The sequence below is a fragment of the Pseudomonas sp. MIL9 genome, from assembly GCF_016887925.1.
GTDB lineage: Bacteria > Pseudomonadota > Gammaproteobacteria > Pseudomonadales > Pseudomonadaceae > Aquipseudomonas > Aquipseudomonas mohnii.
In genome coordinates, this window is record NZ_JAFEHE010000002.1 from 29,123 (window position 1) to 41,341 (window position 12,219).

The window sequence follows — 12,219 nt, forward strand, 5'->3', positions numbered from 1 at the left end:
GAGCGAGCCTGCTCAATGGCCCGAACAAGAAAAACCCTGTGGGAGAGGGCTTGCCCGCGATAGCGACGGCACAGTCGACATTAACAGTGGCTGACCCACCGCCATCGCGGGCAAGCCCGCTCCCACAGGGTTTGCGTCGACTCGACAAACGGCCGACGGTCGGTTTTCACACAGGACCCCCTCGCGTTGACTAGAGTTTCAGTGTCGGCAGCCCGTCTGCCGCCACCGTGTTTGTCCAGTAAAATCCGGGAAACGTACCGGATCTCCACCTGATCAGGAGTGCACGATGGACCTCAGCCGTCGTCAGTTCTTCAAGGTCGCCGGTATCGGCCTTGCAGGCTCTAGCCTGGGCGCGTTGGGCATGGCCCCGGCGCCTGCCTTTGCCGAACAGGTGCGCTACTTCAAGCTCGCCCACACCCATGAAACCCGCAACACCTGCCCGTACTGCTCGGTCGGCTGTGGGTTGATCATGTACAGCCAGGGCGATGCGGCGAAGAATGTCGCGCAAAGCATCATCCACATCGAAGGTGACGCCGACCACCCGGTCAACCGCGGCACCCTGTGCCCCAAAGGCGCAGGCCTGCTGGACTTCATTCACAGCCCCGGCCGCCTGCAGTACCCGCAGGTTCGCAAGCCCGGCAGCAGCGAATGGACGCGGGTGTCCTGGGATGACGCGCTCAATCGCATCGCCGACCTGATGAAGGCCGACCGCGACGCCAACTTCATCGAGAAAAATGCCCAGGGGCAAACGGTGAACCGCTGGCTGACCACCGGTTTCCTCGCGGCCTCGGCGGCGTCCAACGAAGCGGGCTACATCACCCACAAGGTCATTCGCAGTCTCGGCATGCTGGGGTTTGATAACCAGGCGCGTGTCTGACACGGCCCGACGGTGGCAAGTCTTGCCCCGACGTACGGCCGTGGTGCCATGACCAATACCTGGACCGATATCGCCAACGCGAACCTGGTTCTGGTGATGGGCGGCAACGCAGCAGAAGCGCACCCCTGCGGTTTCAAATGGGTGACCGAAGCCAAGGCGCACAACAAGGCGCGGCTGATCGTGGTCGACCCGCGATTCACCCGGACCGCCTCGGTGGCCGACTATTACGCGCCGATCCGCACCGGCACCGACATCGCCTTCATGGGCGGGCTGATCAACTACCTGCTGACCGAGGACAAGATCCAGCACGAATACGTGCGCAATTACACCGACGTGTCGTTCATCGTCAAAGCTGGCTACGGCTTCGAAGACGGGATTTTCAGCGGCTACGACGTGGCCAAACGCGCCTATACCGACAAGTCCGGCTGGGGTTACGAGCTGGGTGAGGACGGTTTCGCCAGGGTCGACCCGACCCTGCAAGACCCGCGTTGCGTCTATCAACTGATGAAGCAGCACTACAGCCGCTACAACATCGACCTGGCGAGCCAGGTGTGCGGCATGCCGGTCGATGCCATGAAAAAGATCTGGGAAGAAATCGCCACCTGCTCGCAACCGGGCAAGACCATGACGATTCTCTATGCCCTGGGCTGGACCCAGCACTCCATCGGTTCGCAGATCATCCGCAGCGCCGCCATGGTGCAATTGCTGCTGGGCAACGTCGGCATGCCGGGCGGGGGCGTGAATGCCCTGCGCGGCCACTCCAACATCCAGGGGTTGACCGACCTGGGGCTGTTGTCCAACTCGTTGCCCGGTTACCTGACGCTGCCGGGCGACGCCGAGCAGGATTACAACGCCTACATCGTCAAGCGCACGCAGAAACCGTTGCGTCCGGGGCAGTTGTCCTATTGGCAGAACTACGGCAAGTTCCACGTCAGCCTGATGAAAGCCTGGTACGGCGCCAACGCCACCGCCGAGAACAACTGGTGCTACGAGTACCTGCCGAAACTGGACATTCCCAACTACGACATCCTCAAGGTGTTCGACCTGATGGGCCAGGGCAAGGTCAACGGCTACATGTGCCAGGGTTTCAATCCGATCGCCGCGTTACCCGACAAGAACCGGGTGATGGCGGCGCTGGCCAGACTCAAATGGCTGGTGGTGATGGACCCGCTGGCCACCGAAACCTCGGAGTTCTGGCGCAACGTCGGGCCGTTCAACGATGTGAAGAGCGCCGACATCCAGACCGAAGTGATACGCCTGCCCACCACCTGCTTCGCCGAAGAAGACGGTTCGCTGGTCAACAGCAGCCGCTGGCTGCAATGGCACTGGAAAGGCGCCGATGGTCCTGGTGAAGCGCAAACCGACATCCGCATCATGAGCGAGCTGTACCTGCGCTTGCGCCAACGCTATCAGAGCGAAGGTGGGAAATACCCTGACCCGATCCTCAAACTGTCCTGGCCCTACAAGATCGCCGACGAGCCTTCGCCGGAGGAACTGGCGAAGGAAATCAACGGTTGCGCCACCGCCGACTTCACCGACGCCACTGGCGCCGCAATCAAGGCCAATGCCCAACTGGCCGGCTTCGCTCAGCTCAAGGACGATGGCAGCACGGCGTCCGGTTGCTGGATTTTCTGCGGCAGCTGGACCGAGGCGGGCAACCAGATGGCCCGGCGCGACAACAGCGATCCGTATGGCATGCATCAACATCAGGGCTGGGCCTGGGCCTGGCCGGCCAACCGGCGGATTCTCTACAACCGTGCCTCGGCCGACGTGCAAGGCAAACCCTGGGATCCGAAAAAACGCCTGGTGTGGTGGAACGGTAAAGCCTGGGGCGGCACCGATGTGCCTGACTACAAGGCCGATGTGCCGCCGGAAGCCGGGATGAATCCGTTCATCATGAACCCCGAAGGCGTGGCGCGGTTCTTCGCCGTCGACAAGATGAACGAAGGGCCGTTCCCCGAACACTATGAGCCGTTCGAGACGCCGATCGGCATCAACCCGATGCACCCGAACAACAAGAAAGCCACCAGCAACCCGGCGGCGCGGATCTTCGATTCGGTGTGGGATTCCCTCGGCGTGGCCAAGGATTACCCGTACGCCGCCACCAGCTACCGCCTGACCGAGCATTTCCACTTCTGGAGCAAGCACTGCAAGCTCAATGCAATTTCCCAGCCCGAGCAGTTCGTCGAGATCGGCGAAGTGCTGGCCAAGGAGAAAGGCATCGTCGCCGGTGACCGTGTGCGCGTCAGCTGCAAGCGCGGGCATATCGAAGCGGTGGCGGTGGTGACCAAGCGGATTCGGCCGTTGCAGGTCAACAATCAAGTGGTGCACCAGATCGGTATCCCGCTGCACTGGGGGTTCACCGGCCTGACGCGCCACGGTTACCTGACCAACACCCTGGTGCCGTTCCTCGGCGATGGCAACACCCAGACCCCGGAATCCAAGTCATTCCTGGTCAACGTGGAGAAAATCTAAATGGCCAGCCAAGACATCATTGCCCGCTCGGCCACCACCACCGTACCGTCCTCGGTGCGCAATCAGGAGGAAGTCGCCAAGCTCATCGACACCACCAAGTGCATCGGCTGCAAGGCCTGCCAGGTCGCCTGCTCGGAATGGAACGAGCTGCGCGACGAGGTCGGCCACAACCACGGCACTTATGACAACCCGCAGGATCTCAGCGCCGAAACCTGGACCCTGATGCGCTTCACGGAGCACGAAAACGACGCCGGCAACCTCGAATGGCTGATTCGCAAGGACGGCTGCATGCACTGCGCCGAACCCGGCTGCCTGGCGGCATGCCCCAGCCCCGGTGCGATCATCAAGCACGCCAACGGCATCGTCGACTTCAACCAGGACCACTGCATCGGTTGCGGCTATTGCATCACCGGTTGCCCGTTCAACATTCCACGCATCTCGCAAAAGGATCACAAGGCCTACAAGTGCACCTTGTGTTCGGACCGGGTGGCCGTAGGGCTGGAGCCGGCCTGCGTGAAAACCTGTCCGACCGGGGCCATCGTCTTCGGCACCAAGGAAGACATGAAGGAACACGCTGCCGAGCGCATCGTCGACCTCAAGAGTCGCGGTTTTGACCAGGCCGGTCTGTACGACCCGGCCGGCGTCGGCGGCACCCATGTGATGTACGTGCTGCACCATGCCGAAACGCCGAAGCTCTACGCCGGTTTGCCCGCCGACCCGGCGATCAGCCCGTTGGTGGGCCTGTGGAAAGGCGTGAGCAAACCCTTGGCGCTGCTGGCGATGGGCGCGGCGGTGTTGGCCGGGTTCTTCCACTACGTGCGCGTCGGTCCGCAGGTAGTCGAGGAGGATGAACTACCGCCAGGCAATGACCCGGCGGTGCATGAGGTCGATCCGTCGGTGCACACCTATGATCCGAAGCGGGAGAACAGGCCATGATCCGCAAAGAGATCCTTCGCTATACCGCCAACCAGCGCACCAACCACTGGCTGGTGGCGATCCTGTTTTTCATGGCAGGGCTGTCCGGACTGGCGTTGTTTCACCCGGCGCTGTTCTGGCTGAGCAACTTGTTCGGCGGCGGTCCCTGGACACGCATCCTGCACCCGTTCATGGGCGTGTTGATGTTCCTGTTGTTCCTCGGGCTGGTGGTGCGCTTCTGGCGCGCCAATTACTTCATCGCCAATGACCGCTTGTGGCTCAAGCGTATTGACCGGGTGATGAAAAACGAGGAGGAGGGCGTGCCCCCCATCGGCAAGTACAACCCCGGGCAGAAATTGCTGTTCTGGACTTTACTGCTGTGCATGTTCGGGTTGCTGTTCACCGGCCTGGTGATCTGGCGCGCGTATTTCAGCGACTACTTCGGCATCACCCTGATCCGTTGGGCGATGTTGCTGCATGCCTTGGCCGGTTTCGTGCTGATCCTGAGCATCATCGTGCACATCTACGCCGGGATCTGGATCAAGGGCTCGGTCAGCGCCATGATGCATGGCTGGGTCAGCCGTGCCTGGGCGAAGAAACACCATGAACTGTGGTATCGCGAGGTGACGCGTGACGAGCGTCCCGACCCGCCCTTGAGCAAAAAAGGATAACGATTTGGCCACCATTCTGGAGCCAGGAGAGATCGAAGCGGCGGCCACTGCACCGCCGTTTCTGCACCTGCCACCGTCCAACCTGTTCACCTTGCGCGCGCTGCGCCTGGAGCGTCTGGCAGAAGGGCATCCATTGGCCGAGTACCTGCGCCTGATTGCCGGATTGTGTCACGCGCAGCAGCGTCTGATGGATGATCCGCCCGACGCGGCCGTGCCGGACCCGCAGCGTATCCAGCGCTGCCTGGAGCACGGCTTGCCACCGTTTGCCGCCGACAGCCTGGTGCGCGAAGACGCCTGGTTGCCCTGGCTGCACGGTTTGTTGCAAGGCTATCAACCTGCGGCGCAATCGCCGGTGGAGCAGGCCGTGACGACGTTGCGCAACGCCAGCGCCGGGCAGCTCAAGACCTGGGCGCTGGCCTTGGTCAGCGGTCAGTTCTCCTTGCTGCCGGCGGCCCTGGTGCCGTTTCTCGGCGCGGCGTTGCAGGTCGCGTGGAGTCATTGGTTGCTGACGACGCCGGACCTCGCCCTGAAACCCGGCACCAGCCTCAACCAATGCCCGGCCTGTGGTTCACCGGCCATGGCCGGGGTGATTCGCCATCGTGGCAAATACAACGGTCTGCGCTATCTGGTGTGCTCGCTGTGCGCCTGCGAATGGCATGTGGTGCGGGTCAAGTGCGTGTATTGCGAGCAAAGCAAGGGCCTGCAATACGTCAGCTTCGACAGTGACCGCCACGCTGCCGACAAAGCCCCGTTGCGCGCCGAAACCTGCCCCGGCTGCCAGAGTTATCTCAAGCAGATCTATCTGGAGTGCGACGCCGAAGGCGAAGCGCTGTCCGCCGACTTGAGCAGCCTGATGCTCGACATGCGCCTGGAGCAGGAGGGCTTTCAGCGTCCGGCGCCCAATCTGCTGCTGGCCCCCGGAGGCGACTGACGCGAGCGTCTACACTCAGGCGGTCCACCTTTGCCGGAGCGCCTGATGTCCGCCAGATCCGCCAGCCCAGCCTTGCGCCTGCCCTCCATCGACAGCTTGCTACGCGACCCGGCGTGTCAGCCTTTGGCCGAACGCTATGGGCGCGATGCCTTGCTCGCCAGCCTGCGGCAGTTGCTCGACGACTTGCGCGAACCGGTGCTGGCCGGGCAACTCAACGCCGTTGAACTCGCCCCGCCAGTGCTGGCGGGCAGGGCGGGTGAGCGGCTGGCCAACCAGCATCGCAGCCATGTACGCCGGGTGTTCAACCTCACCGGCACGGTGCTGCACACCAACCTGGGGCGCGCCTTGCTACCGGAAGAAGCCATAGACGCAGTGCAAATGGCCGCGCGTTATCCGCTGAATCTGGAGTTCGACCTGCACAGCGGCAAGCGTGGCGACCGCGACGATCTGATCGAAGGCCTGATCCGCGAGCTGACCGGCGCGGAAGCGGTGACCGTGGTCAACAACAATGCCGCCGCCGTGCTGCTCACCCTCAACAGCCTCGGCGCGCGCAAGGAAGGCATCATTTCCCGGGGCGAGCTGATCGAAATCGGCGGCGCCTTTCGCATCCCGGACATCATGGCCCGCGCCGGGGTGAAACTGCATGAAGTCGGCACCACCAACCGCACCCACGCCCGTGACTACGAAGCCGCCATCGGCCCGCGCAGTGGTCTGGTGATGCGCGTGCATGCGAGCAACTACAGCATCCAGGGCTTCACCACCCGCGTGCCCACCGCAGAGCTGGCGCAACTGGCGCATCAGCATGGCTTGCCGCTGCTGGAGGACCTCGGCAGCGGCAGTTTGCTGGACCTCACGCGCTGGGGCCTGCCGGCCGAGCCGACGGTGCGACAGGCGTTGCTCGATGGCGCAGACATCGTCACTTTCAGCGGCGACAAACTGCTCGGCGGCCCCCAGGCTGGCTTGATCGTCGGCCGCAAAGAGCTGATTGCACGGATCAAGAAAAACCCGCTGAAACGTGCGCTGCGCGTCGACAAACTGACCCTCGCCGCCCTCGAAGCGGTGCTCGGCCTGTACCGCAACCCGGACCGGCTGGCCGAGCGGCTGCCGAGCCTGCGGCTGCTGACCCGACCCCAGGCGGATATCTTCGCCCAGGCCCAACGCCTGTTGCCGTCAATGGCGCAGGTGCTGGGCGCCGCCTGGAGCGTCAGTGCCGTGCCGGCGCTGGGCATGATCGGCAGCGGCAGCCAACCGGTGGCGCGCTTGCCGAGTGCGGCGTTGTGCCTGCGGCCAAACTGCTCCAAACGTCTGCGCGGTCGTTGGCTGCACGGCCTGGAAGAGCACCTGCGCAGCCTGCCGGTTCCGGTGCTCGGGCGCATCGACGACGACGCCTTGTGGCTGGACTTGCGCCAACTGGACGACGAGCCGGCATGGCTGGCACAACTCGGCCAGTTGCAGGCAGGGGAAGCAGCACAGTGATCGTCAGCACCGCAGGGCACATCGATCACGGCAAGACCGCATTGCTCCAGGCACTGACTGGGCAGACCGGCGACCGACGCCGGGAAGAACGTGAGCGCGGCATGACCATCGACCTCGGTTACCTCTACGCCGCGCTGGAACCGGGCGCCGGCCTCACCGGTTTTATCGACGTACCCGGACATGAGCGCTTCACCCACAACATGCTGGCCGGGGCACAGGGCATCGATCTGGTGCTGCTGGTGGTGGCTGCCGACGACGGGGTGATGCCGCAAACCCGCGAGCACCTGGCCATCGTCGAACTGCTGGGCATCCCCCGGGCACTGGTGGCAATCAGCAAATGCGACCGGGTCGATACGGCTCGGGTGCAGGCCGTTTGCGAGCAGGTCAATGCCTTGCTGGCGCCGGGTCCCTATGCCGAGGCGCCGCAGATTGTGCTGTCGAGCGTGACCGGGCAGGGCATCGACACCCTGCGTCAGGCCTTGATCAAGGTGCAACGCGAGGTCGTTCAACGCAGCCAGGAAGGCGGTTTTCGCCTGTGGATCGATCGGGCGTTCAGCGTGGCGGGCGCGGGTATCGTGGTCACTGGCACGGCGCTGTCCGGGCAGGTGGCGGTCGGCGATACGTTGACGCTCGGCCCCCTCGGCAAATCGGTGCGGGTGCGCGGCCTGCATGCGCAGAATCGAGTGGCCGAGGTCGCCTTGGCCGGCCAGCGCGTTGCCTTGAACCTCAGTGCCGAACGCCTGGCACTGGAGCAGATACATCGAGGACAGTGGCTGTGCGCCGAATGGCTGTATGCCCCGACCCGGCGAATCGATATCGACTTGCGTTTGTTGCCCGGCGAACCGCGCGCTTTCGAGCACTTTCAGCCGGTGCACGTTCATCTCGGCACCCAGGACGTGACCGGGCGCGTGGCGTTGCTGGAGGGCACCAGCCTGGCGCCGGGCGCACGGATGTTCGCGCAACTGCTACTGAATGCGCCGGTGCAGGCGGTCAAGGGCGATCCGCTGATCCTGCGTGACCAAAGCGCACAACGCACCCTCGGCGGTGGCCGGGTGCTCGACCCGTTCGCGCCCGACCGGCAACGACGCAGCCCCGAACGACTGGCGCAGTTACACACCCTGGCCACGCACAATGAGTTGGAACACTGCCTGCCGGCATTACTGGCCCACGGCGAAACCGGGCTCGACTCGGTGCGTCTGGAACGTCAATTCAATCGCCCCCGCGACACCTGGGTGTTGCCCGTGGACGTGCGTCTGATCGACACCCGCCAAGGATCGTTGCTGTTCAGCGCGGCGCGCTGGGAAGGGCTGAAAACACGCTTGCTGGAGCAACTGGCGCGCTTTCACGAACTGGAACCTGACCAGATGGGCCCGGACCGCGATCGCCTGCGTCGATTCAGTGCCACGGTCCTCGAACGTTCGACGTTCATCTGCCTGCTCGACGAGTTGCTGGCCAGTGGCGCCGTCGCCAGCAGCGGGCCGTGGCTGCATCTGCCGGGCCATCAGGTGCGCTTGAGCGACGCGGACGAAGTCCTGTGGCAAGCGTTGCAGCCACTGTTCGAAACGGCCGGTTTCGATCCGCCGTGGGTGCGCGACTTGCCCCATGACGAAGCCACGGTGCGTTTGCTGCTGCGCAAAATGGCCCGGCTGGGGTTGCTGCACCAGGTGGTCCGCGACCTCTTCTACACCGACGCGATGATCCGCCGATTGGCGGCTATGCTGTTGCAACTGGCCGACGACAACCCGGTGATCCAGGTGTCGGCGTTTCGCGATGCAGTGGGCCTGGGGCGCAAGCGCAGTATCCAGATTCTTGAATACTTCGACCGCCTGGGGCTGACCCGACGGGTTGGCGATCGCCGCCAGATTCGCCCCGACAACGTTCTGGCCAGGCGCCCGTAGCAGGTTTCAAGGAAGGTAATCGCGCCCGGTGGCGCGGCCGGGCTTCAAACCCGGTTGGGGACGGCATCCGTTCCCGGGCAGGTTCGACTCCGGCTACCTTCCGCCATTTTCCGCTCAGAAAGGCCCGAAATTCAGCGGGTACTGGATGACCACGTAAAGCCTGTCGATGTCGTCGCCGCCCTGGGCCGCGTTGGCGCGGTGCGACACATGGGACACCTGCAGGCTCAACCCCTTGGCGGCACCGGACTGCACGATGTAGCGCAGGTCGATGTCGCGCTCCCAGTGGCGTCCGCCATCCCCCTGTTGCGGTACGTACTCACCCAGCGACGGGTCGAACGGGTTATACGCGCCACCCTGGGGCGCGTGGGTGCCATCGATGCCGCTGCCTTTGACGTAGCGCGTCATGAAATTCAGGCCGGGCACGCCAAAGGTGCTGAAGTCGAGGTCGTAACGCGCCTGCCACGAGCGTTCACCCGCGCCGTTGAAGTCAGCGTACTTGATCGAGTTGGCGAGGTAGATCGAATCGCCACCGACGAAATCGAACGGTGTGTCGCCCTGGACTTTTTGATACGCCAGGGTGAAACCATGGGCACCGAGCGTGTATTTGCCCGACAGGCTGTAGGCCGTGTTGTCGATGGCGCCGGCCAGCGCCTGACCGGTCTGCCGGGTGTGGTAGATGTTCCCGTCGAGGAATATCCCCGGCTGTTTCAGGTGCAGGTTGCCGTAGTACTGGTGCCAGGTGTCCGTCAGCTCTGATGCGTACAGGGCACCACCGACAGGGCTCTGTGTGAACAGGTCGGCGCCGGCGAACGAGATCCCGCCCGCGTCGGTACTGGCCCCGTAACCGGAAAAATTGCCCTTGCTCGAGGAACTGTCCTGGTTCTTGAAGGCGGTGAAGTGGCCGGCAACCAGGTTCATGCCGTCGAGCTCGCGGCTGTTGAGCAGAAACCCAGTGGCGTATTCCGGTTGCAGGCGCTTGTCCGCCGTGTCGAACACCGGGGTTTCCACCATCATTTCACCAAAGGACAGCGTGGTTTTCGAGGTCTTGAGTTTGATTGCACCGCCACCGCTGGAGTAGTCGCTGGCACTGCGACCGTCGCTGTCGACCGGCAACAGACCGGTCCCGGAATGGCCCTTTCCGCCATCCAGCTTCAAGCCCAGGAAGGCATGGGCGTCGAGGCCGAAACCCAGGGTTCCCGGTGTGAATCCGGATTCAAAGGAACTGATAAAGCCCTGAGCCCACTCGGCTTTATAGCTCTTGCCCGTCGGCGAAGGGGAGCGGTAGTCGCTGTTGAGGTAGAAGTTGCGACTGAGCAATTCCAGCGACGCACCGTCGAGAAAGCCTGATGTTGGTTCGTCTGCCAGGGCGGTCCCGGTGATGCCGGTGGCCAGTAGCGAAAACCAGAAGCACGGTCCGATTCGTTGATCTTGCAATGCAGTTTCCTTGCGGGCTTACGGGAAACGAGGCGTGCATGATTGCGTAGATCCAGCCGGGAATATTGAATCGGTGTGCTGTGTCAGAGATGTTTTTCGGGGGGAGCGAGGTTTGTCGTTCCCACGCCAGCGTGGGAACGGCATTTCGGGACTTACCAGATCGGCAAGGTGTAGCTGAGGATCAACCGGTTCTCATCGAGGTCGCTGCCAAAGTGGCTCGTACGCACGGTCGCGTTGCGCCATTTCACCCCGACATTCTTCAACGGGCCGCTCTGCACCACGTAGCCAATGTCGGTGTCGCGCTCCCATTCCTTGCCTTCGGGCCGATTGTTGCCCAGATCAATGTTGGAACCATTGATGTAGCGGGTCATGAAGGTCAGGCCGGGCACGCCGACGGCTGCGAAGTTGTAGTCGTAGCGCGCCTGCCAGGACTGTTCGTCCTTGCTGGCGAAGTCGCCGATCTGGACGAAGTTCACCAGGAATGCATCGGCTCCGTTGATATAGGCGAACCCGGTGTCACCGCTCATGCCTTGATAGCCCAGGCCGAAGGCATGCCCGCCCAGGCTATAGGTGAACATGGCGCCGAACGCATTGTTGTCGATATTGCTGCCGCCATCGTCGGTCGAACGGGCAAAGCGCAGATCCGTCTTCAATGACTGGCCAGCGGTCACTGGCAGCAGGTAAGTCAGGTTGACCATGTGCTGGTCATAGAAGTTATCGAGGTGGCCGTAGGCGTAGCCGGTGGTCAGATTGCCGGTCCACTTGTAGCTCAGGCTGGCGAAGTCGAAGCTGTCGCTCGTCAAGTGGCGACTGGTGATGCCCTTGGCGCCGGTTCGGGTAATGCCCATGTCTTCATAGTTCGAAGAGTCGCGCTGATTGACCTGTGTCAGCCGTCCACCATCGATGGTCAGGCCTTCGATTTCCAGCGAGGTCAATTGACCGCCTTCGAACGTTTGTGGCAACAACCGTGAGTCGTTGGCCAATACCGTCGGCACCTTGGGCAGTAACGTGCCGAGTTTCAGCGTGCTTTTGGATGCACGCAGCTTTGCCGTCACACCCATTTCGCCGTATTCGTCCTGAGCGCCTTTGCTTGTGTCGCTATGCCGTTTGAGCAGGCCGGAACCGGCGCGATCAGGGCTGGAATCGAGCTTGACGCCCAACAGGCCGATGGCATCGAAACCGACTCCGATCAAGCCTTCGGTAAAGCCCGACTCATAACGCAGCAGGAAACCCTGCGCCCATTCCTCCTGTTTGGATTGCGCAGCGTTGTCCTGGCGGTAATCCCGGTTGAAGTAGAAGTTACGCAGCTCGAGGCTGGCCTTGCTGTCCTTGACGAAGTCAGCAGAGGCGGGAGCCGAGAGACTGATGATACCGCCGGCAAGCAGCAGTCGGGTCGAGAGAGTGCAGGTATTGCGGTCCATGATGAAGCCCCTTCGTTTTTTTATTGTTGAAATGACGGGCACAGCGGCCCCCGCCATGACGGCAAGGGCTTATAAGTAAAAAACGCGGCGCCAAAATGAGAGGAGCTGACGCCGCGTTGGT

Annotated in this window: 8 protein-coding genes and 1 tRNA gene; 7 read left to right on the forward strand and 2 right to left on the reverse strand. The window is 62.9% G+C overall.

The genetic code is table 11. The features are described 5' to 3' along the window. Window positions 1-286 precede the first annotated feature (286 nt). From fdnG to JQF37_RS02255, 7 genes are all read left to right on the forward strand, one after another. On the forward strand, window positions 287-3,352 hold the full coding sequence (gene fdnG, locus JQF37_RS02225) for a formate dehydrogenase-N subunit alpha (protein ID WP_145989047.1): 3,066 nt from the start codon (window positions 287-289) through the stop codon (window positions 3,350-3,352). Next, window positions 3,353-4,288 carry a formate dehydrogenase subunit beta gene (gene fdxH / locus JQF37_RS02230; RefSeq protein ID WP_130204242.1) on the forward strand — a complete coding sequence of 312 codons (936 nt, stop codon included), beginning with the start codon at window positions 3,353-3,355 and terminating at the stop codon, window positions 4,286-4,288. It abuts the gene before it with no gap. Then, complete coding sequence (locus tag JQF37_RS02235; protein WP_130204243.1) at window positions 4,285-4,938, forward strand: formate dehydrogenase subunit gamma; 654 nt, start codon at window positions 4,285-4,287, stop codon at window positions 4,936-4,938. Before fdxH ends, JQF37_RS02235 begins: the two co-directional genes overlap by 4 nt. A gap of 4 nt (window positions 4,939-4,942) precedes the next feature. Beyond that, entirely contained in the window at window positions 4,943-5,869 is a 927-nt protein-coding gene (gene fdhE / locus JQF37_RS02240) for a formate dehydrogenase accessory protein FdhE (protein ID WP_130204244.1), read from the forward strand. A gap of 45 nt (window positions 5,870-5,914) precedes the next feature. Then, entirely contained in the window at window positions 5,915-7,345 is a 1,431-nt protein-coding gene (gene selA, locus JQF37_RS02245; RefSeq protein WP_130204245.1) for an L-seryl-tRNA(Sec) selenium transferase, read from the forward strand. After that, the gene (gene selB, locus JQF37_RS02250; protein WP_130204246.1) at window positions 7,342-9,243 is read left to right on the forward strand and encodes a selenocysteine-specific translation elongation factor; all 1,902 of its coding nucleotides are present in this window, start codon (window positions 7,342-7,344) and stop codon (window positions 9,241-9,243) included. The genes selA and selB overlap by 4 nt, the downstream gene beginning before the upstream one ends. Window positions 9,244-9,253: 10 nt before the next feature. Continuing rightward, window positions 9,254-9,349 (forward strand) — tRNA-Sec (locus JQF37_RS02255). A gap of 8 nt (window positions 9,350-9,357) precedes the next feature. Here the strand turns inward: JQF37_RS02255 and JQF37_RS02260 are convergent. Both JQF37_RS02260 and JQF37_RS02265 read right to left on the reverse strand, forming a co-directional pair. Next, the gene (locus tag JQF37_RS02260; protein ID WP_223272635.1) at window positions 9,358-10,635 is read right to left on the reverse strand and encodes an OprD family porin; all 1,278 of its coding nucleotides are present in this window, start codon (window positions 10,633-10,635) and stop codon (window positions 9,358-9,360) included. Between the two features lie 194 nt (window positions 10,636-10,829). Further along, window positions 10,830-12,098, reverse strand: coding sequence for an OprD family porin (locus JQF37_RS02265; RefSeq protein ID WP_130204247.1), 1,269 nt, complete (start codon window positions 12,096-12,098; stop codon window positions 10,830-10,832). Window positions 12,099-12,219: the final 121 nt, after the last annotated feature.